At 43.9% G+C, this 24,422-nt stretch carries 16 protein-coding genes; 11 read left to right on the top strand and 5 right to left on the bottom strand.

Annotation, left to right across the window (positions count from 1 at the left end):
* Positions 1–5 precede the first annotated feature (5 nt).
* Positions 6–488 (top strand): YajQ family cyclic di-GMP-binding protein, encoded by a 483-nt coding sequence (locus tag R7P74_RS00080; RefSeq protein WP_005377415.1) that lies wholly within the window; start codon positions 6–8, stop codon positions 486–488.
* A gap of 101 nt (positions 489–589) precedes the next feature.
* Here the strand turns inward: R7P74_RS00080 and R7P74_RS00075 are convergent, their stop codons facing one another.
* The gene (locus tag R7P74_RS00075) at positions 590–1,510 is read right to left on the bottom strand and encodes a precorrin-2 dehydrogenase/sirohydrochlorin ferrochelatase family protein (protein ID WP_005390199.1); all 921 of its coding nucleotides are present in this window, start codon (positions 1,508–1,510) and stop codon (positions 590–592) included.
* Positions 1,511–1,970: 460 nt separating this feature from the next.
* On the opposite strand from R7P74_RS00075, the gene R7P74_RS00070 reads away from it, so the two are divergent.
* From R7P74_RS00070 to R7P74_RS00050, 5 genes are all read left to right on the top strand, one after another.
* On the top strand, positions 1,971–2,999 hold the full coding sequence (locus tag R7P74_RS00070) for an amino acid ABC transporter substrate-binding protein (RefSeq protein ID WP_005377403.1): 1,029 nt from the start codon (positions 1,971–1,973) through the stop codon (positions 2,997–2,999).
* Positions 3,000–3,217: 218 nt separating this feature from the next.
* Positions 3,218–4,423: an amino acid ABC transporter permease gene (locus R7P74_RS00065; protein WP_005377402.1), complete on the top strand. Its 1,206-nt coding sequence runs from the start codon at positions 3,218–3,220 to the stop codon at positions 4,421–4,423.
* A 1-nt stretch (position 4,424) separates the two neighbouring features.
* Complete coding sequence (locus R7P74_RS00060; RefSeq protein ID WP_005389988.1) at positions 4,425–5,522, top strand: amino acid ABC transporter permease; 1,098 nt, start codon at positions 4,425–4,427, stop codon at positions 5,520–5,522.
* 23 nt (positions 5,523–5,545) lie between these two features.
* On the top strand, positions 5,546–6,295 hold the full coding sequence (locus R7P74_RS00055) for an amino acid ABC transporter ATP-binding protein (protein ID WP_005377400.1): 750 nt from the start codon (positions 5,546–5,548) through the stop codon (positions 6,293–6,295).
* 249 nt (positions 6,296–6,544) lie between these two features.
* Positions 6,545–7,207, top strand: coding sequence for a Bax inhibitor-1/YccA family protein (locus R7P74_RS00050; RefSeq protein WP_025766607.1), 663 nt, complete (start codon positions 6,545–6,547; stop codon positions 7,205–7,207).
* A gap of 76 nt (positions 7,208–7,283) precedes the next feature.
* Here the strand turns inward: R7P74_RS00050 and R7P74_RS00045 are convergent, their stop codons facing one another.
* Positions 7,284–7,658, bottom strand: a complete 375-nt coding sequence (locus R7P74_RS00045; protein WP_005377398.1) for a chromosome partitioning protein ParB — start codon at positions 7,656–7,658, stop codon at positions 7,284–7,286.
* Positions 7,659–8,066: 408 nt separating this feature from the next.
* Between R7P74_RS00045 and R7P74_RS00040 the strand changes: the two genes are divergently transcribed.
* On the top strand, positions 8,067–8,396 hold the full coding sequence (locus tag R7P74_RS00040; protein WP_005377396.1) for a TusE/DsrC/DsvC family sulfur relay protein: 330 nt from the start codon (positions 8,067–8,069) through the stop codon (positions 8,394–8,396).
* 2 nt (positions 8,397–8,398) lie between these two features.
* Here the strand turns inward: R7P74_RS00040 and yccX are convergent, their stop codons facing one another.
* Positions 8,399–8,671: an acylphosphatase gene (yccX, locus tag R7P74_RS00035; protein WP_017634611.1), complete on the bottom strand. Its 273-nt coding sequence runs from the start codon at positions 8,669–8,671 to the stop codon at positions 8,399–8,401.
* Between the two features lie 90 nt (positions 8,672–8,761).
* On the opposite strand from yccX, the gene R7P74_RS00030 reads away from it, so the two are divergent.
* Complete coding sequence (locus R7P74_RS00030; RefSeq protein ID WP_025766604.1) at positions 8,762–10,165, top strand: methyl-accepting chemotaxis protein; 1,404 nt, start codon at positions 8,762–8,764, stop codon at positions 10,163–10,165.
* A 161-nt stretch (positions 10,166–10,326) separates the two neighbouring features.
* A complete protein-coding gene (locus R7P74_RS00025) occupies positions 10,327–11,520 on the top strand; it encodes a class I SAM-dependent methyltransferase (RefSeq protein ID WP_195723091.1) in 1,194 nt (397 codons plus the stop codon).
* 70 nt (positions 11,521–11,590) lie between these two features.
* Here R7P74_RS00025 and R7P74_RS00020 read toward each other — a convergent pair whose 3' ends face one another.
* Complete coding sequence (locus R7P74_RS00020) at positions 11,591–16,963, bottom strand: Calx-beta domain-containing protein (RefSeq protein WP_318122459.1); 5,373 nt, start codon at positions 16,961–16,963, stop codon at positions 11,591–11,593.
* A gap of 401 nt (positions 16,964–17,364) precedes the next feature.
* Here R7P74_RS00020 and R7P74_RS00015 point away from each other — a divergent pair, with 401 nt between their 5' ends.
* Both R7P74_RS00015 and R7P74_RS00010 read left to right on the top strand, forming a co-directional pair.
* Positions 17,365–18,681, top strand: a complete 1,317-nt coding sequence (locus R7P74_RS00015; RefSeq protein WP_005389970.1) for a TolC family outer membrane protein — start codon at positions 17,365–17,367, stop codon at positions 18,679–18,681.
* Positions 18,682–18,683: 2 nt separating this feature from the next.
* Positions 18,684–19,298, top strand: a complete 615-nt coding sequence (locus tag R7P74_RS00010; protein WP_031781371.1) for an OmpA family protein — start codon at positions 18,684–18,686, stop codon at positions 19,296–19,298.
* Between the two features lie 88 nt (positions 19,299–19,386).
* On the opposite strand, the gene R7P74_RS00005 is transcribed toward R7P74_RS00010, so the two are convergent.
* Positions 19,387–24,422, bottom strand: a 5,036-nt coding sequence (locus tag R7P74_RS00005) for a tandem-95 repeat protein (protein ID WP_318122457.1), incomplete at its 5' end; no start/stop codon positions are given.

Raw genomic sequence — 24,422 nt, 5'->3', positions numbered from 1 at the left:
TCTTCATGCCATCGTTTGATATTGTTTCTGAAATCGATACGGTTGAACTACGTAACGCCGTTGATAATGCTAACCGTGAATTGTCTACTCGTTTCGATTTCCGCAACGTAAATGCGAGCTTTGAGCTAGTAGAAGAAAACGTAAAAATGTCTGCGGAAGGTGACTTCCAACTTAAGCAAATGCGCGATATTTTACGCGGCCACTTAGCGAAGCGTAACATTGACGCGAACGCAATGGATGCACAAGACCCAGACGTTACTGGTAAAAACTGGCACCAAACTCTGCTTTTCCGCCAAGGTATTGATACTCCAACGGCGAAAAAAGTAGTGAAACTTATCAAGGACGCAAAGTTAAAAGTACAAGCTTCTATTCAAGGCGACAAAGTACGTGTTACTGGTAAGAAACGCGACGACCTGCAAGCGACAATGGCAGCGATTCGTGAAGCAGAGATGGGTATCCCATTCCAGTTTAACAACTTCCGTGATTAATCAATCTGAGAAGTAAATAAAAACGCCAGCGCATAATCCGCTGGCGTTTTTTATTGGCTTTAATGTAACGAACTACGTATCCACTTTAGCATTTGGCATTGCTAGATAACTAAGTCCTGCCCTTGCAGCAATACGAATTCGCTCGTTCCTTGTGGTATGAACACGCAAATTCGAAGCTTTTCAGCTTTAGCCTTAGCCAGCATATCCGAAAGCTCAGCAGCGCTCGAGAAAGCTTCTCTTTCTGCATCTCTTCGTATTAGTTCTAACACATTCGCTTCACATCGAGTTGAGTACAGAGCCAGCTCCGCTTGTTGCATATAGCGTACGGCTTTTATTGGCAACATCTCAACATCTTTCCCAACATGAACCCAAGTACAACTTCCCTTTTCATCTAAAGGTGTTGCCATGGTCGCTTGGTAAATTGCTTCTAACTCACGATTATCTCGCGCGTTTTCCACCTCGGGATTCGAGAAGAATTGCTCCCAAAACTTGCGGCGTAAATCGACACTAGGCAGCGCCTCTTTAATTGAGTTTCGCTTTGAGTTAGCAAAATCCGCCATCAACCCCATGTTTTGTGGCAGTATCGATTCAAGTTTTTCACGGATGTTTCGAATTAAAACTGGCGAAGCTCCACCACTAGAGATAGCGATTTGGATGCGGCCACGATTAATCATAGACGGCGTGATGAAATCACAATAAGGCTTATCATCCACAACGTTAACCAAGATGCCTAGCTCTTTGGCATCTTTGTACACTTGGTGATTTAGCTCAGGATTGTCTGTCGTCGCCCACACTTGAACAAAGCTTTTAGTGACAATGTCACTCGAATAGAAACGTTGTACCCAGCGCAGTTGATGCTCAGAAGCAAGCTTAGACAGAAAATCAACCAACGTCGGAGAAACGATAGTCACATCCGCCCCAGCCTTTAGCAACGCTTCCACCTTTCGGCTTGCCACCTCACCGCCACCCACGACGAGAACGGGTTTATTAATTAAATCTAAGAACAGAGGAAAATATCGCATTTCAATCCATGATTACTCTAATTAGCTGTTGTAGACCATGCTACCAAAAATGGGGCAAGCTCATCACCCTGTTTCGGTATCACAAATAATTTTTGTTTGAATTTTTACTGAACTTCACCTTGCTCAGCTAATGACAGTTTTAATAACAACTTTTTATTCTTTTGTATTGTTCACTCTTCTATTGATTGTTCTGATGCACCAAATTGTCCATGAATTGCACTATTTACAAACAATTAACATTTCGTCATTCTAAATCTCAAGGCACTTTGTAAGTTCTCTCAAAACTTCATTTAAATTATATATTTGAGAATTAACAGATCCTTTCCTACGCTTATAACTGGTTGATCTATCGAATGCCGTTTCTTCGAAAATCAATCACGTAGGACGATAACTCTAACGAATTGGACACGTTATTTCAGGTCACTCCTGATTAAACATGGATCATACAGGAAGGATACAAATGGCAAATAAACTCACAGTTCTTGCTTCCGTCGTAGCGGCTTCTACTGCGATGATGGCAACATCAGCTCAAGCAGCAGACACTACTCTGGACAAAGTCACAAAACAAGGCTTTCTTACTTGTGGCGTAAGTACCGGTCTACCTGGTTTCTCTAACCCTAACTCAAAAGGCGAATGGGAAGGTATCGACGTAGAATATTGCCAAGCACTGGCTGCAGCCGTTCTTGGGGATAAAACGAAAGTTAAATATGTACCCCTAACCGCAAAAGAACGTTTCACTGCGCTTCAATCTGGTGAGATTGATGTGCTTTCCCGTAACACTACCTGGACTCTCCACCGTGACACTGCACTGGGCCTAAACTTCGTAGGTGTGAACTACTACGACGGTCAAGGTTTTATGGTGAAGAAGGAACTTGGTATCTCAAGTGCTAAAGAGCTTGATGGTGCGTCGGTATGTGTTCAATCAGGTACAACAACCGAGCTAAACCTTGCAGATTATTTCCGCAACCAAGGCATGGCGTACAAACCAGTGGTATTCGACACAGCTGCGCAAACTTCGAAAGGTTTTGATGCGGGACGCTGTGACGTATTAACAACTGACCAATCTGGCCTTTATGCACTGCGTTTGAATTTGAAAGATCCGTCCTCTGCGGCCGTTCTTCCAGAAATCATCTCTAAAGAGCCACTAGGTCCAGTCGTTCGTCAAGGCGATGATCAATGGTTTAACATCGCTAAGTGGACATTGTCTGCGATGATTAACGCTGAAGAATACGGTATTAGTTCGAAGAATGCGGATGAAATGCTGAAGTCAACAGATCCAAACATCAAACGTATCCTCGGTGTTGATGGCCCTAAAGGCAAAGGTTTGGGTATTCGTGACGATTGGGGCTACCAAGTTATCAAACAAGTTGGTAATTATGGTGAAAGCTTCGAACGTACAGTCGGTACTGGTTCGCCGTTAGAAATCTCTCGTGGCGTTAATGCGCTATGGAATGCAGGCGGCTTTATGTACGCGCCACCAATCCGATAGAAAGAGTTAATCAGGGCGGTTCATGCCGCCCTTTTTCTTGATTATATCTCACTGTATGAGTAAGGATCGCTCATTGGATGGCGAAAAGCGCTCGCTTTGTGGAACGGCTTTAAAGGTTCGTAAGCCACTAGACATGAGAGCGTTATTCTTTAGCCAGCAAGGACGAAACTTCGTTATACAGGCCGATATCTATAACTAAGGTTTGAGGTTATCGCTGTATGAAACCGACACAAGATGCATCGCCAAGTACGATGTCCAAACCAAGCGGAAGCAAGAGCCTGATTTATAATCCTGCCTTTCGTTCTGCTATTTTCCAGATCATTGCCATTGCTGCACTGGTATTTTTCTTTTACACGATTGTAAACAACGCTCTCAATAACTTAGATGCTCGTGGTATTGCAACGGGCTTCGGTTTTCTGAATCAAGAAGCCGGGTTTGGTATTGGGTTAACATTAATTGAATACGATGAAACGTACTCTTACGGTAGAACATTTATCATCGGCCTTCTTAATACGGCGTTAGTCTCCGTATTAGGTATTATTCTGGCTACTGTGATTGGCTTTACCATGGGGGTTGCCCGCCTTTCTTCTAACTGGTTAGTTAGTCGTTTAGCGGCAGTTTATATCGAAACTTTCCGAAATATCCCCCTTCTTCTGCAAATATTCTTCTGGTATTTCGCTGTTCTTCAAGCATTACCCTCACCACGCCAAAGCTTAAGTCTTGGTGAAGCTATTTTCCTGAACGTTCGTGGCTTATATTTCCCTGCACCGACTATGGAACCTGGCAGTAGCTACGTTATTGCCGCGTTAATCTTCGGGGTAATCGCAAGCTTATTAATTAATGTATGGGCGAATAATAAGCAACGTCTCACTGGGCAACAAACCCCAATGGGAAGAATAGTTTTGGGTTTAGTTGTTGGCCTTCCATTGGTTGTGTACTTCCTTGCTGGTATGCCAATTTCACTGAATTATCCTGAACTAAAAGGGTTTAACTTCCGAGGTGGTATTAGCATTATTCCTGAATTGGCTGCGCTACTTTTGGCATTGAGTGTTTATACAGCTTCTTTCATTGCTGAGATTGTGCGCTCTGGTATTAATGCGGTTAGCCATGGTCAAACCGAAGCAGCGATGTCGCTAGGCTTACCACGCTCGAAAACTTTAAAGCTTGTTGTCATTCCTCAAGCGTTACGAATTATTATTCCACCTTTAACCAGTCAATATCTCAACCTCACCAAAAACTCATCGTTAGCGATGGCGATTGGTTACCCAGATCTTGTCTCTGTGTTTGCTGGTACTACCCTGAATCAAACGGGACAAGCGATTGAGATCATTGCGATGACGATGGGCGTGTACTTGACATTAAGTCTGATTACGTCTGCATTAATGAACTTGTATAACCGTAAAGTCGCGCTGGTGGAGAGATAATATGAGTACTCATCAATTTCAACCGGATCTCCCACCACCCGCCAATACTGTAGGCTTCGTTGGTTGGATGCGGAAAAATCTATTTAATGGCCCTATCAATTCCATTGTTACTGTCATTCTTGCGTATATTGTCGTAACTGCAATATGGTATATCGTGGATTGGGCGTTTATTAACGCAGACTGGATTGGCTCAACGCGTGACGACTGTAGCCGAGATGGTGCTTGCTGGGTATTTATCAGCGTGCGCTGGGAGCAGTTCATGTATGGTTTTTATCCAGAGTCTGAACTATGGCGCCCTCGCCTGTTCTATATCACATTAGCCATATTTACTGTTTTACTCGCGTATGAGAAGACACCGAAACGGATGTGGATTTGGCTTTTCTTCGTAAACATCTACCCATTCATCATCGCTGGACTTTTATACGGTGGTGTCTTTGGACTAGAAGTGGTCGATACACACAAATGGGGTGGACTACTCGTTACGCTCATTATTGCGTTAGTTGGTATCGTAGTTTCACTGCCAATTGGTGTGGTGCTTGCGCTTGGTAGACGTTCAGAGATGCCGATCATTCGCAGCATTTGTACCGTCTACATTGAAGTTTGGCGTGGCGTTCCGCTGATTACGGTTTTGTTCATGGCTTCGGTTATGCTTCCATTATTTATGTCTGAAGGTTCAGAGACAGATAAACTGATTCGCGCCCTTATCGGTGTGGTTATGTTTGCCTCCGCTTACATGGCAGAAGTGGTACGCGGTGGTCTACAAGCCATTCCGAAAGGTCAATATGAAGCCGCTGATGCGCTTGGGTTAAGTTACTGGAAAAAGACTGGGCTGATTATCTTGCCACAGGCGCTAAAGATTACTATTCCTTCTATCGTGAACACCTTCATCGGTTTGTTTAAAGACACCAGTTTGGTACTCATCATTGGTATGTTTGACGTACTCGGTATAGGGCAAGCAGCAAACACCGACCCTGAATGGTTAGGCTTTGCTACAGAAAGTTATGTATTTGTCGCGTTAGTGTTTTGGGTATTTTGTTTTGGCATGTCACGCTATTCGATATGGCTTGAAAACAAACTTCATACCGGTCACAAACGATAACTCATCAAGATCAAGGACGTATTATGACGCAACAACAAGATTACATGATCCAATTGAAGGACATGAATAAATGGTATGGTGAGTTTCACGTACTAAAAAATATTAACCTCGATGTTAAGCGCGGCGAGAAAATCGTTATCTGTGGCCCATCTGGGTCGGGAAAATCAACGATGATTCGCTGTATTAACCGCCTTGAAGAGCACCAAGCAGGCAGCATTTACGTCTCTGGTACGGAATTAACTGAAGACTTAAAGAACATTGAAGCAGTACGCCGAGAAGTGGGCATGTGCTTTCAACACTTTAATCTCTTCCCTCATTTAACCGTACTGGAAAACTGTACGCTCGCGCCTATCTGGGTGAAGAAGATGCCAAAAGATGAGGCAGAAGCGGTTGCGATGAAATATCTGGAACGTGTAAAAATTCCAGACCAAGCGGAGAAGTATCCCGGTCAGCTGTCTGGTGGCCAGCAACAACGTGTGGCGATTGCTCGCTCTTTGTGTATGAACCCTAAAGTCATGCTTTTTGATGAGCCAACATCTGCACTCGACCCGGAAATGGTTCGCGAAGTACTGGATGTAATGGTCGAACTCGCCGAGGAAGGCATGACTATGCTATGTGTGACACATGAAATGGGCTTTGCTAAAGAGGTTGCCGATCGCGTGATATTCATGGACGCAGGAGAGATCATCGAAGAAAACAACCCGGTCGACTTCTTTGAGAATCCTCAATCGGATAGGACCCAAAACTTCCTAGCGCAAATCTTACACCACTAAGATTTAGCCGAATCGACATAAAAAAGCACTGGTTTCTATGAAGCCAGTGCTTTTTGTTACTAAATTCAAAAATCTGTGTAAGAATCAACATAGCTATGCTAGGCAGTAATATTGTGTTACAAGTTGCCAAATACATAACATCTTATTTCTATTATTATTTTATCTAAGTTACGTATGGTTAGGGCTTGATTTTTTGAACTTTCAATCCCATAAATGTACTTAAAAGAAAGTCTCTTATCGAGGAAGATTATGAACAGTCCAATGTTTACCCGCACTTCAACTCAAGAAAGTGCTCTACAAACGAACAAAGTATTGCGTAATACTTACGCTCTACTTTCAATGACACTTTTATGGTCGGCAGTCGTTGCTGGCGTTGCAATGGCATTTAACCTTCCACATCCAGGTATCATCCTAATGCTGGTTGGTTTCTACGGCCTATTATTCTTAACAGAAAAAAACCGTAACAACAGTCTTGGCCTTGTGTTTACGTTCCTATTTACTGGCTTCTTAGGTTACACCGTTGGCCCTATTCTAAACATGTACATCGGTGCAGGCATGGGCGATATCGTATTAACCGCACTCGGTGGTACGGCACTATCTTTCATGGCAGCATCGGCATACGCACTAACAACGAAACGTGACCTATCGATGATGGGTGGCTTAATGCTATCACTATTTGTTGTGCTGGTTGTGGGCATGATTGCAAGCTTCTTTATTCAATCAACCCTTTTACACTTGGCGTTGAGCAGCTTGTTTATCATTTTCTCTACTATGGCGATCCTGATGACAACACAAAGCATTATTCGTGGCGGTGAAACAAACTATATCTCTGCGACAGTAACTTTGTATGTATCAATCTACAACATCTTCATCAGCCTACTAAGCATTCTAGGTATTATGAACGACGATTAATCGTTTCTCGTTAAGTAGAATCAAAAAGCCCGAAGGTAATTCCTTCGGGCTTTTTCTTTGTGTGCAATTCAGTGTATTACGCCTGCTCTACTGACAACTCGATAACTTCGTCAGCTTCTGGATTTTCTCTAAAGCGTCTCACTTTGATCGTTTCCTCTCCTAACATGATTTGCTTGGCGATTCGGTGCATACCGTCAAAAACACGATAGTCACTGGTTAAGATTACCGGATACGACAAATCAGCATTGTTGATTCGTTGGCAATGTTTTGCAATTTCACGGCAGGTTGGCTGTGGCCCTTCATGACTAAACCAAGTCACTTCATTTGGGCCTTTGATATCATCAATCGAAATTTCTTCTACAGGTAAGGATTCTGCAAGTTGCCAAATACGCTCGATGGACCAAGTGGATTTTACATTGTCATTAATCTCAATGTAACGTTGTTTCGACATGACTAACTCCTTGTCATCATTGTTGTTTCTAACCTGAATACAGGCTTTCATTAATCCAATGAGAATATCGGTCTATGAAAACAAACACAACGTTGTCAGCTATTCATTCACCCATAAAATACCATAATCAGACAAGTAGCCAAGAAAAAACCAAAACAAAAATGAATAAGCCTGGGTATCCATGCAATTTCGTTGGTACTCACCCCGTAAAATTTCTAACAAACTGAATAGTTTCCTATTTATTTGAATAAAAGAGCATTTATATCAAAGTGCCTAGCTCAGTCAAAAACACTCACCATTTTGTACGCTTTTGATTCGCTCGATACGACTTCGAGATTCTTTTGTTGAGAACATTCTCGGCTGTCGCTAATCTATAAACATCCATGTTTACTTAACGGATAAAACGTTATGTTCGTTTACAACGGCAAAGAAATTGAAACGGATGCTCAAGGCTACTTATTGGATCATACTCAATGGGAAGAAGGTATGATTGAGCTTTTAGCAAAAGAAGAAGACATCGAGCTTACGGATGCTCATTTGGAAGTTGTGCATTTTGTGCGAGACTTTTATGAAGAGTTTAATACCTCCCCTGCAGTGCGTATGCTTGTGAAAGCGATGGAAAAAGCGCACGGCCCGGAAAAAGGTAATAGTAAGTATCTATTCAAGCTGTTTAAAAAGGGGCCAGCCAAACAAGCAACCAAATTAGCCGGCCTACCAAAGCCAGCTAAATGCTTGTAGATTCATAAAATTTTAAAACCGCGTAACGGCTTATACGACGCAGGTTCCTGCATCACATGCTCTACTGTTGCCGTTCGCGGTCCTTCTTGTAACCATTCCGAAAACGCAACTATTTGCGCGTCTGTTCCACACGCCATCACTTCAACATCACCATTGTTTAGGTTCTTCGCATAACCTGTTAACCCTAGCTTCAATCCTTGATGGGAAGTATGGTAACGAAAGCCCACGCCTTGAACATGACCTTTTACTATAAATCTCTCACACTTTACGTTCATCTTTGTACCGCTTCTTTTTACTGAGTGATATATTCTTTTCGTCTATTCACCCCACTAAGGATAGTGGGTTTTTGCACGGTTATTATAATTATGAAAGAAATTCCATTCCGCTGGATTGATAAGTATCTCATTCACTTAAAGATTCAAGAAAAGTTCTATTTGCTCTTCGTTCTCCCTCTTCTTGCTTTAGTCATTCTCACTCTCGTCCTTAATAGCGCGGCTAATACACTGATCTCAAGTATGTACCAAGAAGAGCTCATGCTTATGAAAGGTCTGATAGAGGCAGGCAACCTTTCTCAATCTCAAGTAGCAAGCCTCATCGCTGGTTCAGAAACCGTTTCTATTGGCTCTGGTTCGCAATCCGTGTCTGTTTTAAATGGTACGTACAGTTTGGTTGCGAACCATGAACTTTCTTTATGGGCTGCCCTATCAACGACTCAAGTAAGCATTATCTGTGTGAGCTTGTTTATTCTCGCTCTTGGCGTTTACTACATCATGACGTTTATTGGCGGCGCGATGTTCACGATGAACAAAGCATTAAACACCCTTGCGGGTGGCGACTTAACTGCGAGAATGAACTTCTTCCCTGTTCGCGACGAGTTTAGTGAAATTGCTATTACGATAGACAAAGTTGCAGAACGAGAGCAACAAATGGTGCTGTCGATTCAAGAGTCTGTGGCTTTAATGCAACAAATTAGCTCAGATCTGAATCAATCGATTCATCACAGTTCAGATATTTCAGCGACTCAGCAGGAACACCTCAACTCTCTTGCGAGTGCAACTGAACAGATGGCATCAACGATTCGAGAAGTCGCGACACTAGCTCACGATTCAAGCACGCAAACCGATGATGCACGTAACGTGGCTCAGTCTGGACAAGTGAAAGTTGAGAATACGCTTCACTCGATTTCGAACCTTTCTAATGAGATTCAATCTGCGTCTCAAGCCGTTGCCGAGTTAGATGCCAATGCAGCACAAATTGATGAAGTCGTGACAACCATCAATGGGATCTCCGAGCAAACCAACCTACTTGCTCTGAACGCGGCTATTGAAGCTGCACGTGCTGGAGAACAAGGTCGTGGATTTGCGGTCGTTGCGGATGAGGTTCGCGCTCTTGCGGGACGCACTCAGCAAGCGACAGTTGAAATCCAAACGATGATTGAATCGTTACAGCGTAACAGCCAGTCGCTTACTAAGCTGATGGAAGTGACAGTTAATAATGCAAATGAGGGACAAAACCTCATGACGGAAGTGAATCACGAAATCGGCTCTTTGGCAGATAAAAATCAAACTATCTCCGACAGTAGCATTCAAATTGCAACAGCAGCTGAAGAGCAAGGTGTAGTCGCGGACAATATCGCCTCAAGCGTTGAAGAGATTCGAGTTCAAGCAGATAACGTGTGCAATATGATCAGCACGACTTCACAAAACGTGGATCAACTGCGTAAGCAAAGCGACACCATGGAAGCACTACTTACTGGACTTAAAGCATAGCAACGGAATCTGTTACAGCAAATTCAAATAAAAGGGTCACTTTAGTGACCTTTTTTGTATTTAAAAGTCACTACAATGTACTGGATTGCCGAGGGATATTGCTTTTACCATTCACATCCCGGACAATACGCCCCTTTCAAAATTCAACAAGAGCTAATGAAATGACAGCTGCTATCTATTTGGTTAAAGGTCGTGAGAAATCGGTCAAGCGCAAGCACCCTTGGATCTTCTCTCGAGGCATCAACAAAGTTGAGGGCGAACCTGCTCTTGGCGAAACGGTTGATGTATTCACTCACGACGGTAAATGGCTAGCTAAGGCGGCATATTCGCCAGCTTCACAAATTCGTGCTCGTATTTGGAGTTTTGATAAAGAAGAAATCGACACCGCGTTTTTCGTTAAACGACTTAAAGACGCACAACTTCTTCGTGAAGACATTATCGAACGTGATGGCCTTACGGGTTATCGCCTTATCGCAGCAGAGTCTGACGGCTTACCAGGCGTTACGATCGACCGTTACCAAAATTTCTTTGTGTGCCAACTTCTCAGTGCTGGCGCAGAACACAATAAGCAGGCTATTGTTGACGCTCTGGTTGAGAGCTTCCCTGATTGTAATGTGTACGAGCGCTCTGACGTGGCCGTTCGTAAAAAAGAAGGTTTAAAAGAGATCACGGGCGTCTTGCACGGCGAAGAGCCACCTAAATCGGTCGTCATCGAAGAAAATGGCGTAAAGATTAGTGTAGATATCGTTGGCGGACACAAAACAGGTTTCTACCTAGATCAACGTGATAGTCGCCAGCAAGCGATGAAATATATGAAAGGCAAAGAAGTTCTTAACTGCTTCTCTTATACAGGTGGCTTCGGACTTTACGCTCTAAAAGGTGATGCAAAGCGTGTGATTAACGCTGACGTGTCGCAACCTGCTTTAGATACCGCAAAATTCAACGCAGAGCTAAACGAGTTTGATATTTCGAAGAAGCGTGCCGTGTTCCTAAATGCAGACGTGTTTAAGCTACTTCGTGAGTATCGTGATCAAGGAACTCAGTTCGATGTGGTTATTATGGACCCACCGAAGTTCGCAGAAAGCAAAGCACAACTAAACGGCGCATGTCGTGGTTACAAAGACATCAACATGCTTGCAATGCAAATTCTAAAACCGGGCGGCACGCTACTGACCTACTCGTGCTCTGGCTTGATGGATCAAGTTCTGTTCCAGAAAATCATCGCTGATGCAGCCGTAGACGCTAACCGCCAAGTAAAGTTTGTGGAGCGTTTTGAGCAAGCCGCTGACCACCCAACCGATACAGCATATCCAGAAGGTTTCTACTTAAAAGGTTTTGCATGTAAAGTGCTTTAATTATTGCCTGAACTTACTGCATTACTAAATGAAAAACGGAGCTTTCGCTCCGTTTTTCATTTTGAATCATTTACTCTCGTAATTGTTCAAGATTAGAAATCAAACTATTGGCAATATCAGAAGCAGAAGCTCCGTCAAAATTAACCTCCAACTGTTGTCCATCTTTATTGATGGTCAGAGTTGAGTTACCTCCACTTTCAGTCACCGCCACCGTGATATCATCCACGCTTCCGTGATAATCGCCAGAGCCGAGATCATCAAGTAATGTGGAAATATCAGTACCACTCATATCATCAAATACATCGGTAAAATCGAGCTGATCCCCGTCACTGAAATCCGTCACGGTGTCAGTTGCGGATTGCATCTCTGTCCACTTGAAGATGTCATCACCTCCGCCACCAGTCAAAATATCATTACCTAGACCACCAATTAGAATATCATTACCATCGGTGCCTACAAGAACATCATCTTGGTCTGTTCCCATGATGATATTAGGCTCTTGCTGTAACGAAGCAGTCTGTGTACCGAAAGCGGTCACTGTTTCAAAAGAGACATTGTTAAAATCAATATCAACGGTTGCAGTGGTATCGCTTTCTAAACCATCTGAGTCAATCGCTTTGTAATCAAACGAGTCGTTTACATTATTAAAACTTGTAATCTGAGTACCAACTAGAGTAAAGCTGGCTTTATCACTTGAACTGTCTGTTTCAGGGAACAAGCGAATCTCATCAAAACTGCCATTACTTAGCGATACGTCAGCGTAACCTTCTTGATTACCAGTAAATACGATGTCACTGGTGTGTATGGTTTGTATATCAACAAGAGTATCGCCCATATAAAAGTATGCTTGAATCCAAGCGCCGCCACTGTTAAACCTATCATTCAAGCTTGCTAGGTTTAACCTTGCTTCTTTAGCTTCAAGCCCTTCGTCTAATTCAATGGCAATGAACTCACTCGTACTAATTTCATCCCCTTGGCCAGTTTCGCCCGGAGACACTACGACTAAACCTACCTGCTGAGCGGCAAAGTCAACCTTGATTTGAGCATTATTGACAAAGTCACCATTACCATCAATGGTTCCTCCAAAGAAACTTAAACCGTTAACATCGACTGAATCGGCAATGAAGTCTTTAGAAAATTCATCGAGTAAATCTTGGGAATCAAAGCTTTGCTCATCAAAGAAGTCTTCCGTTAGTGCATATCTGACTTCCGTAGTTTCTGGAATCACATCACCAATGTCCAATATGACTTCATTGTTCTGATCATCCAAGTAATAGAGATAGCCATAGTCTGGAAGCGTCGTGACACAGATGCTCGTTTCTTTATCATCTTGAAGATCAAAGTCATCTTCAAAGTCTTGCGCATGTGGTGCAAAGTCAATTAAAGCGTCTCCTCCCACACTAAGGTCAACCGAAATGCCAAAGTCTTCTACTGTCGGAGGTGTATTGTCATCATCAATAATAGTACCAAGGCCTGACGCTGCAGGTGATTGCCCTTGAATCGAACCAGTTAAAACAAAGTTTTCTGAAGATTCATAAATCTGGTCTTCAACAGTGTTTACCGTAACACTAAAGTTAGTATCACTCGCAGGTACCGAGACATCAAACGTTCCATCAGGGTTTACCGCAATAACTTCCGTCGTGTTATCAGCATAAGTAATGGTCACACTCGTAGCGTTAAAATCATCTCCAGCGACAGCGGTTCCGTCTAAGAGAGACATACTAACCATAATCGCAACCGCACTTGCATTACTCAGTGTAACGTTAAATTTCGCATCGTTACCTTCCACCACTTGAATATCCGTAATTTCAGTGACAGTTGGTATGTCTGCATCATCGTTAATCGTTACGGTACCGACCGCAGCAGTTGTTTGCACAGTAGTGGCACCGGATAATGTAAAGTTCTCATCACCCTCATAAATATCATCGTTTAACGTCACCATAGTAACGCTAAATGTTGTGTCTAAAGCTGGTACAATGACATCAAACGTACCATCTGGGTTCACTGAAATAACGTCGGTACTACTATCAGCGTAGGTAACGGTTACTGTCGTATTTGTATAATCCGAACCTCCTTCAGCTGTCCCATTTGCTAATGTCATATTAACAACGGTGTTTGTGGTACTTGCATTGCTTAAAGTGACTTCAAGCGTTGCCAGCTCACCTTCACTAACTATGGCATCCGTAATCGCTGCTACAGTCGGGCGGTCATCATCAGGATCTGGTCCTGGGCCACTACCATCATCAACAATAGTACCGGTACCAATCACAGAGCCAACTTGGTTATCAGTGTTACCTGATAACGTAAAGGTTTCAGGTCCTTCGAATAAGTCATCATCTGTTGTACTTACAGAAACACTATAAGTCTTATCATTTGCGGGCACATCGACAATAAAGCTGCCATCTGGATTTACCGTAACGACTTCTATGCCGCCACTCTCATAAGTAATTGTTACTGAAGTATCGGTGTAATCCACACCGCCTTCTGCTGATCCGTCAGTCAGCATCATATTGACAGTGGTGTTGGTGGTGCTTTCATTACTCAACGTTACATCTAGTGTTGCAATATCACCTTCGTTTACCGTTGTAGAGGTAATCGCTGCCACTGTTGGACGATCGTCATCTGGATCAGGTCCTGGCCCCGAACCATCATCAAGAAGAGTCCCTGTGCCCATTGCAGATGTAATTTGAGTGGCAGTTTTACCCGAGAGTGTTAAAGTCTCTGCGCCTTCGAATAGGTCATCATCAATAGTATTGACTGTGACGCTGAATGAGACGTCGTTCGCGGGAACTGAAACATCAAATGTTCCGTTTGCGTTGACAGTAATGACATCTGTTGAGTTATCCGCATAGGTAACTGTAACCGATGTATTGATGTAGTCTATGCCCCCCTCTGCGCTACCATCAGCGAGCACCATATTGACCAAACTTTCACTATCACTAGGGTTACTTAAAGTAACATCAAAAATGATAGGTTCACCTTCATTAACCACTTCACTAGAAATAGAGGCAACGCTGACTGTATCGTTATCAAGAATCGTTACCGTGCCTATAACCGGAGTTGTTTGTATCTCGGTCTGTCCAATTAATGTGAAATTTTCATCGCTTTCGAACAGCTCATCGTCGGTGGTACTTATCACAACGTCAAAGGTCATATCACCAGCTGGTACGGACACATTAAATGTACCATCAGGGTTCACAGGGATAACGTCTGATGAACTATCTGCATAGGTAACAGTAACAGACGATTTGGTGTAATCTACCCCTCCCTCTGCTGTGCCATCATTAAGTGTCAGATTAACGAGAGTATCCGTAGTGCTTAGGTTACTCAAAGTGACAACCAACGTAGCAGACTCACCTTCGCTTACGGTTGTATCACTAATTGCCGCAACAACCGGACGGTCATCATCCGGATCGGGACCTGGACCACTACCGTCATCCACTATCGTCGCCGTACCCGTATCACTGCCTTGTACTGCGCCAATACCGGTCACCGTCACACTGAAGTCTTCAGGGCCTTCGTAAACAGCGTCATCAATGGAAGCGATACGCACATCAAACTCGGTTTGCCCTGCTGGCACCGTCACCACGCCATCGTTTGGCACTGTCACCCAACCGCTTCCCGTGTTGTATTCTAAGGTGCCCAAATCTCCAACTTCGGTATCGCCAAGATTAAGACCCAGTTCCACTTGCGTTTCCGCTTCAGACGCGTTCGATAAGGTGACTTTGAAGTTCGCAGTCTCACCCTCATTAATAGTGCCAGCATCGGTAATAGTCACACTTGGACGGTCATCGTCCGGATCAGGTCCTGGACCACTGCCATCATCCACAATCGTTGCTGTACCCGTATCGCTGCCTTGTACCGCCCCAATGCCGGTTACTGTCACACTGAAATCTTCAGGGCCTTCATAAACGGTGTCATCAATAGAAGCAATACGCACATCAAATTCGGTTTGCTCGGCTGGCACCGTCACCACGCCATCATTTGGCACTGCAACCCAACCACTTCCCGTGTTGTATTCTAAGGTACCTAAGTCACCGGCTTCAGTGTCACCCAAGTTTAGGCCTAGCTCGACTTGAACAGTGGACTCGGAGGCATTCGATAGCGTCACTTTGAAGTTCGCTGTCTCACCCTCATTAATAATGCCAGCATCGGTAATAGTCACACTTGGACGGTCATCATCCGGATCAGGGCCCGGGCCACTGCCGTCATCCACTATCGTCGCCGTACCCGTATCGCTGCCTTGCACTGCCCCAATGCCAGTTACTGTCACACTGAAATCTTCAGGGCCTTCATAAACGGCGTCATCAATGGAAGCGATACGCACATCAAATTCGGTTTGCCCGGCTGACACCGTCACCACACCATCATTTGGCACTGCAACCCAGCCATTTCCCGTGTTGTATTCTAAGAGACCTAAGTCACCGGCTTCGGTGTCACCTAAGTTGAGAGTCAGTTCAACCTCAACATCTATAGCTGATGGATTAGATAACGACACTTTAAAGCTAGCCGTTTCACCCTCATTAACTATCCCTGCATCGCTCATCGTTACCGTTGGGCGATCATCATCAGGACTTAAACCTGGCCCACTACCATCATCAACAATGGTTGCCACCCCGGTTGCAGGTGTATTTTGTTCTTCTGTTGTGCCAGAAAGCGTAAACGTTTCTGGGCCTTCGAATATAGAGTCATCTATAGAGTCGAGAGAAACCGTAAACCCGCTTTCACCTAATGGGACCGAGACTGTAAAAGTACCGTTATCATCAACCAAGATTTCTTCCGTTGTACCATCAGAAAATGTTATGAGAACACGCTCATTAACGTAGTCACTTCCGCTCTCGTCAGTTGAACCGCCAGTTGCGGTACCATCAAGTAGCGACAAAGTGACATCAGTATTGTCCTCTGTTGCTTGGTTTAAAGTAATATCGAATACAACCTGATCACCTTCGTTGATAGTCGGACTGGATATTTCCTGAACAATTATCGTTGCAGGAACGGGGATTGCTGTTGGTTCTGGTGGTTGTATTTGGAGAATATCGAGTAGCGTCTCTACCTGAGTACTTGAAAATCCTGTTCCGTCAGTTCCCACTGTCTCAAAATTGGTACTAGCGAGTAATTCAGCACCTGTGCGATCTATAGCTCCCGTATTCTGTGGGCTAGACCCGTTTCCTTCACCTGCAGCAGGTTCAAACTCTTCACCCAGCTCAGTCGGGTCTTCCCCACTCGCAATTGCTTCAATTAACGCAGTGATATCATCAGTTACATTTATTGAACTTCCTTGTGGTGTCACCTGCTCGATAACAAGTTCAGAAGTATCTGATACTTCATCGATTATTAACTCTCCTGGTTGAGGTAGTTGACCCTGACCTAAAGTCCTAATCTCCCCGTCCAACCCGATAACGACAATGTTGCCCGCCAATGAGCTAAAAGTTACACGTTCCATATCTACCTCGCCCCACTTCAAACCAAGTCAAAAGTTTGTCACCCCTACATTTACGTCTATAGTTTAGTCAAAATCATCATATTTTCGTTGTATGTGTAGCTTGTAGGACGTTTGATAACTCTAGGGGCAGAGTTACAAAAAAGCGCAGAGTGACACAGGCCGTGAAACGCTATGATATTAAGAATTCAAGCTTTTCTCCGAGCTAAACTTGCTATGTTGCTAAGCAACATTCGACATATGTGCTAAGGTTTTAAAAGGCGAAATCTTGGATTTTTGAAACAAAAGCTTTGTTTTAACAGTAGGTTGATAAATCCCTTACTCAAGCACTGTTATTTATGATGTTTCGTCTCAGTTATGAGATGAAATAGCAAAAAGCAACACGAATTTTTAGGAGAAATACCGTGAAATGGAACCGACTAAATATTGCTTGCTGCTGTAGTTTAATGGTGTCTATACCCGTTTTCGGTCAAACTTTAGAGCAAGCCGTGGCATTGACGTTAAAAAACAACCCTGACATTAAGAGTGCATTTAATGAATTTACGAGCCGAAAATACGTAAATGAAGCATCTTCGGGTGCTTACTTACCCTCTATTGATCTAGATGCGGGTATTGGGTATGAAGGATTAGACCCTTCTGACGAGGTGGGACGTGGAGATACAGATTACACTCGAAAAGAAGCATCGGTGACACTAACCCAACTTATCTGGGACGGCAGTGCGACTCTTAATGATATCGACCGAACCGCAGCGGATGCTGAATCAGTAAGATTTCAACTTTTGGCCGACGCATCGGATAAAGCACTTGAAGTCACCAAAGTTTATCTAGACGCTGTAAAAGCTTACGAAATACTCAAGCTGTCTGAAAACAACCTGGCTGTTCACAAAGATATCTACGATGACATTAAAAAACGAGTCAACTCGGGTATCGGCTCTACCGCTGACTTAACGCAAGTAGAAGCACGTTTGGCAAAAGCACACGGCAACTTAGCCGCTGCTCAAAATAACCTGTATGACTCTCACACGATGTTCACTCGTTTAGTCGGTCAAACACCGCAAGGGCTAATCTTTCCGAGAGCGGACCAAAACTTTATTCCGTACACAGTTGATGAAGCGGTAGGCTTGGCATTTGAACTGCATCCCGTTATTCAAGTGGCGCTCGCAGACGTAGACTCGGCTAAGTTTCAATACAAACAGTCTAAAGGTGTTAACTACCCAACCATTTCCATTGAAGCTTCGCAAACATGGCGTGACGACGCTGATGGTTTAAAAGGTCGCAGTGATGAGACACTTGCCATGCTGCGTCTACGCTACAACCTATTCAATGGCGGCAGTGATGCAGCGAACTCAGAAAACTTCGCCTACCAGCTAAATAAAGCAAAAGACTTGCGTGAAGGTGCCTATCGCAATGTTGAAGAAGGGTTAAGACTTTCTTGGAGTGCGCTTGATTTAACATTACAACAAAAAGAGTTTCTGTCAGATCATGTTGACTCTGCGTCTGAGACCGTAATTGCTTACGAGAAGCAATATCGCATCGGTAAACGAACACTGCTTGATCTATTGAACACTGAAAACGAGCTCTTTGAGGCGCGTAAAGACTACTTAGATTCTAAATACGCAGAGCAGTACGCCAAATATCGAGTGATGAACGCAACAGGTCAACTGTTGAGTGCATTAAGGGTCGAAATGCCTAAAGAATGGCTAGAAGAAGTGGAGTATTAATTATGAAACACATAACTCTTATTGCACTCTCATTGATGATTTCGGCATGCAGCTCATCCGATAAAGGCGATGAGTATGATTACATCGATACGCCAATTGCCGATCAGTGGGCTGATCATATAGATGATGACTCAGACGGCGTTATTAACGAGCGCGATTTGTGTCCGGGTACCCCTTTAGGTGCCGAGATAGATAACGATGGTTGCGGCTCGTATGTCGACTCCTCACAAGAAATGCAAATTCGAGTCCTATTTGCGAACGATTCCGATGTTATCAACCCTATCTTTACGCAACAAATTCGTGAGTTGTCCGATTTCTTGAAAGAGTACCCAAATACGTCTATCGAGATTCAGGGCTATGCTAGTCGCACTGGTACTGCAGAACACAATCTCGACTTATCCAAGCGCCGGGCTGAGAACGTTAGAAAAGAACTCATGACGAATGGTATTAGTGGGGATAGAGTTACCATTGTGGGCTATGGAGACACAGTGCTTGCAACACAAGGCACTGACCAAGTGAGTCACGCGCTAAACCGTCGAGTAACCGCAACAGTGATTGGTCACAAGGGCGAAGTTAAGAAAGAGTGGACCGTTTTCACTACACTTCCAAAAAGCTAACACAACCATAAACAGAACGTAAAAATAAAAGGTCTAGCAAATTGCTAGACCTTTTTTGATTTTCAATTTTACCTAAATGGTAACGCCACTACATATCTTTGTATTGCGCCTCTAAACTTGCAATCAAGCTTTGAGTCACATCATCAACACTTGCACCGTCAAAATGGATGTCTAATGTCGAGCTACCTTTTGTAATACTCAGGTTTGCCTCAGAGCTGCCATCTGGTGCCACTTCTACGTGATACTCTCCGACATCACCGGTATGATCACCTGATTGAAGATCATTAAGAAGCTCTCCAATTTCATCTTTAGATAAGTCATCAAAGAGATCAGAGAAGTCTAGAGTGTCTTCATCTTTATTGAAGTCAGTGACAGTGTCGCGTTCATTGGACACATCAATCCATTTAAAGATGTCTTCACCGTCCCCCCCTGTCAAAATATCATTGCCGAAACCACCAATTAAAATATCATTATCTGCACCACCGAACAGCTTGTCGTCACCGCCTTGTCCAAACAAAATATCATCTCCTGAACCACCAGAGATGGTATCTGCCTGGTCGTAATAACGAGACTGTTCAAATTCTGCTTGGTTTTCAGTAATGTAGTGATGAACTTCTTCTTTGGTAACCAACGAAACATCCTTACCTAGTTGAGAAGCTACGTAGTTTTGCAGCGCGGAAACTCCTTGCTCACCATCGACGTCGAAACGCATGGCATCACCAAAAATAATGTCATTTCCATCAAGGCTGTTAATCTCATCTTTGCCTTGCATCAATGAAACTTCCTTACCAAGGATCACTTCTGCTAGTTGGTTTACATCTATGTTAGCTCTTACTACACCATCAGAGTCGAAGTTTTCTAACGAATCTTCATCTAAGTAGCGACCAAGACCTATCGAACGAACCTCACTAAATTCAGCCAATGCTTGATATGCGTTATTCGCTTGAGATAGAACATTATTTCCATAATCATCATAGACATATGAGTTAAGCATTCTCCCCACCTGTTCACCAGTAGAGAGCGAATACACCGCCCCGCGAAAATCTATGATTGTTTTATTGTTGTATGTGACTGTATCACCAAACCTGTAATCACTTGGCAAGACATCCGCTAGCGTCACTAACTTTTGTTCTGACACGCCAAGTACGACACCCTCCCAACCACTAAACCAACTCGTATTGTTATCCGTAGCTTGGTTTGGTTGACCATCAGATATGAAATAACTTAGGTTTGTTGCGCCACTATCGGCATTAGCAAACCAGTCTAGTGCAGATTGGAACCCGGCTTCATAATTTGTATTACCATCACCGATTTGTAAAATTGCATCCAATGTAGACTCTATTTGCGATGTTGCGTTGTCAGCACTCAAATCTAATTCAAGTACCTGAGAGCTCCCAGTAGCAAATGTGGTCAATAAAACGTTCACTTTGCCCGAATGAGGGCCACTAGCACTTTCGGTAAGAGTATTCAGCACTGTTTTTAGCTCACCTAGCGCTAGACCAACGTCGTAACCCATGCTGCCTGATGTATCGAGCATAAAAGCAATGTTGTAGTCCTGCCCCTCGACAATCTGTAATCCTTGAACATCGCCAACAATCACATCATTGCTATCAGATCCAGCTATCTTGTTATCACCATGCGTACCGGAAACAAAATCATAATCTCGAACTGAAACAGAAGCCGTGTCCGTTCCCATTTGAGTATTGTTATTAACTTCAACACTTCCTGCCGTCGCTGTTACATCAAAATCTAACGAACCATTGTAATCGGCTGGTACAGTAATCGTACCGCTTAGTTGATGACTGGTTTGATTTGGTTCACTTGAAAGGTCAACCGTGTAAGAACCATCGCTGTTTTCAGTAACCGTTTTGCCATTCACCTCTAATGTTAGCCCTGAAGGAATTCCCGTTAAGGTGACGCTATCGTTAATGAATGACTCACTGCCATCCAAATCGATAAGATCAAGGTTCAGCTCAAAAGAGACTTGCTGCTCTGTAAGTACAACATACTCTCCTGTGTTGTTATTTAGCTTGATAATGGCATCTTGGAAGATAAGTTGTTCAATTTCATAAAGGTGGTCACCCGACTCTTTATGAGTGCTCGAAACAACATCTTTTGTATCAATAAATCGGCTATCTTCGACAATCCAATACGGGACCTCTGAGTGGTCAGATGCAGGGTAATAGTTGAAGTTGTAATCAGACAACTTGCCAGAGTAAACAACTGTGTCCGTCTCCGCTTGATCATCTAATGAACCAATACCGCCATAGATAGAATCATTACCTCCTCCAGTCACAAAGATATCACTGCCTTGAGCATCAACGTTCGCACCTGCTTGTTGATCTCCGACAAAGCTCAGTGGCGATTCAGTGTCACCGCTTAGCATTAAGTCATTACCAACATGTCCGTTATTAAACGTTTGTGTCACCACATGTTCAAAGTCAAGCCCTGGTAAATTACTTGCCTCAAGCAGATCTTTAAGTTCTTCGTCTGTAGACCAGCTTCCGCCTAGTGTCACAGGTACAGACGTTACTGGACCGAAAGTAAGGTCAATCTTAATTGGGTCCGCGACAGGCTCTATGTCGATACTCAACGTACCTGAAGCAGAAGAATTGCCATCACTAACAGTGAAATGAATCTGCTCGTAAGTATCCAAGCCGTTCCCAACACCGTCTTTATCGAAAACATTTGCACCAGATTCATGTTCAGCAGGAACATAACGAACAAGACCATTTTCGATATCAGAAGCGAGCACACTTCCAGAAACCGCTTCCCAACCATCAGAACCTTTCACTTGTAGTGAGCCATTTAGAGCAGAAGTGTCAAACTCAACACTTATACTACTATCAACGATGCCTAAATGTTCTAGTGTTATAACAATAGCTTCGTCTTCTAATCCGGAAATTTCGTTGCTTTGAACTGCTGGCGGAACATCATTATCATCAATATAGCCAACGCCAGATACATCTCCGACTTTAATCACAAGACTCTCTGTTGATTCAACCAACTGATCATCAATACTTGGAATGGTAATCTCAAAGCCATTCACTCCGGCTGGAACAATAAGGTATCCACCCAAATACTTCACGCCATTAGTAAAAGTTGCGCTCGACAAATCAATGTCTTGAGAGCTCACACTAGAACCCTCTGCAGAGAAATCCACTTGATACTTAACGGTCTGATCTGTCGCGTTATTTAGAGAAACAGAAAACGTGACATCGTCACCCTCAACAACAGTAACACCTGCAATGCTCTCCACCACAGGTCCATTTTCCGCAACATTACCATCTAGTATTTCGTTAACGATATTGACCGTAGACGGATCACTAACTCCACTTTCAGAATCGACTGCCACATATCCAAAGCTATCTCCGGCAGGAATACCTTCTACATAACGTAACTCCCAGTTCCCTTCATTTTTCGTAGAAAAATCTAACTGAGTAATGACCGAACCTTCAGGAAGAGCTAGTTCTTGCCCAAAACCAACGCTTGTTTCTTGGAATAGCATGAAATTGCCTTCAGGCTTCAAGAACTCGAACGTTTGAGTCTGTTCGATATTATTTGAATCTAAATACGTAACCGTAATAAGCGCAGCGTTGTCATCACCGTAATCAAACAATCCACCTAATCCATCTAAGCCAAGGTTTACGCTGCCCACAGGGTTATTAGACAAATCGATCGTAATTGTCTCGCCTTTCTCAATACCCTGCCCATCATTGTCAGCAATACCATTTCCGATATGTGACACTTGGCGGTTGTATTGAGCAAGTTCACCACTATCAGAAGATATAGTGATGGAGGAACCATTAACTAAATGCTCAGTACGGGAGTGTGATGGACCTCCGTCCTCACTTAGCCCCCAATTATTGAAATCTGTTGTAGACTCGGAACTATTTGGTGTATCTGGGCGATCCTTGATACCTAATAAGAAACCCACATTATCAGCTTCATAGTAAAGGCTATCTTTTTCATAAAGAGTGTCACTGACTTCTTTTATTTCATGCAGTTCACCGTTGTTATCTCTGAAGAACAATGTTCCTGAGGTCGGTAGTTCAATAATCCGCACATGCAAATCGTTGCCATTTAAGTCATCTTCAATATCCGCTATATGATCCTGAGAGTCGCCATCACCTAAAGGTTTCGTATCAGTATCAAATACAACTTGCGTCAAAGGCTTGTCAGTAACATGCGTAAAGTCCTCACTGTCAGGCCTGTCATTGACTGGTGTGACATCGACGTTCACCGTGGTGGACTCCGATACCCCACCCGAGGTAACGATGTAGGTGAAGCTGTCTGTACCGTGGTAGTTGTCGTTTGGCGTGTAAGTGACGCTGCCGTCCGGGTTGACCGAGACCGTGCCGTTCGCTGGACCGTTGTTGGTATCGAGCGACACCACTTTGTCGTCGCCTTCGAACGTGTCGTTACCTAAGACCTTGATGATGGTTGGCGTGTCTTCCACGACCGTTGCTTTATCTGCCACGATGTCCGCCACAGGCGCAACTGTGAAGTTCACCGTTTGGCTAACGCTTTCACCGCTTGGATCGGTGGCGGTAAAGGTCAACGCTTCTGAGCCGTTCCAGTCTGCGGTTGGAGTGAACGTAGCAATGCCATTGACGATCGCCACTTGAATGTTGCTGTTGCCAGAGACACTGAAGCTCAACTCGCCATCCACGTTATCCACATCACTGAAAGCGGTATTTAGATCGATGCTGTATGGCGTAAAGTCTTCTGCCAAGGTTTGGTCTGCAATGTTGCTCTCAACCACAGGCGTGTCGTTCACCGCATTCACGGTGACGTTGACCGTTGCTTGGTCAATCAGTGCACCATCGGTCACGGTGTAAGTGATTTCGGCGTCGCCATGGAAGTTCTCAGCCGGTGTGAAGACCAGTTTGCCATCAACAATCTCAACTGTACCTTGTGCTTCAGGTACAGACGCTGATTGGATAGACAGCGTATCACCATCAATATCGGTGTCGTTTGGCAGGACATCAATCGTTACAGCGGTATCTTCTTGTGTTGTTGCCGCGTCATCGTTTGCCACTGGCGCATCGTTCACTGGCGTGACATCGACGTTCACCGTGGTGGACTCTGATACCCCACCGGAGGTGACGATGTAGGTAAAGC

The sequence above is a fragment of the Vibrio sp. 2033 genome, assembly GCF_033339735.1.
This window is presented reverse-complemented; position numbering and strand designations above follow the sequence as displayed.

What these genes read in the sequence shown, in the direction of transcription:
- R7P74_RS00080 (WP_005377415.1), top strand. Translation starts at nt 6, where the DNA reads ATGCCATCGTTTGATATTGTTTCTGAAATCGATACGGTTGAACTACGT.
- R7P74_RS00075 (WP_005390199.1), bottom strand. Translation starts at nt 1,510, where the DNA reads ATGCGATATTTTCCTCTGTTCTTAGATTTAATTAATAAACCCGTTCTC.
- R7P74_RS00070 (WP_005377403.1), top strand. Translation starts at nt 1,971, where the DNA reads ATGGCAAATAAACTCACAGTTCTTGCTTCCGTCGTAGCGGCTTCTACT.
- R7P74_RS00065 (WP_005377402.1), top strand. Translation starts at nt 3,218, where the DNA reads ATGAAACCGACACAAGATGCATCGCCAAGTACGATGTCCAAACCAAGC.
- R7P74_RS00060 (WP_005389988.1), top strand. Translation starts at nt 4,425, where the DNA reads ATGAGTACTCATCAATTTCAACCGGATCTCCCACCACCCGCCAATACT.
- R7P74_RS00055 (WP_005377400.1), top strand. Translation starts at nt 5,546, where the DNA reads ATGACGCAACAACAAGATTACATGATCCAATTGAAGGACATGAATAAA.
- R7P74_RS00050 (WP_025766607.1), top strand. Translation starts at nt 6,545, where the DNA reads ATGAACAGTCCAATGTTTACCCGCACTTCAACTCAAGAAAGTGCTCTA.
- R7P74_RS00045 (WP_005377398.1), bottom strand. Translation starts at nt 7,658, where the DNA reads ATGTCGAAACAACGTTACATTGAGATTAATGACAATGTAAAATCCACT.
- R7P74_RS00040 (WP_005377396.1), top strand. Translation starts at nt 8,067, where the DNA reads ATGTTCGTTTACAACGGCAAAGAAATTGAAACGGATGCTCAAGGCTAC.
- yccX (WP_017634611.1), bottom strand. Translation starts at nt 8,671, where the DNA reads ATGAACGTAAAGTGTGAGAGATTTATAGTAAAAGGTCATGTTCAAGGC.
- R7P74_RS00030 (WP_025766604.1), top strand. Translation starts at nt 8,762, where the DNA reads ATGAAAGAAATTCCATTCCGCTGGATTGATAAGTATCTCATTCACTTA.
- R7P74_RS00025 (WP_195723091.1), top strand. Translation starts at nt 10,327, where the DNA reads ATGACAGCTGCTATCTATTTGGTTAAAGGTCGTGAGAAATCGGTCAAG.
- R7P74_RS00020 (WP_318122459.1), bottom strand. Translation starts at nt 16,963, where the DNA reads ATGGAACGTGTAACTTTTAGCTCATTGGCGGGCAACATTGTCGTTATC.
- R7P74_RS00010 (WP_031781371.1), top strand. Translation starts at nt 18,684, where the DNA reads ATGAAACACATAACTCTTATTGCACTCTCATTGATGATTTCGGCATGC.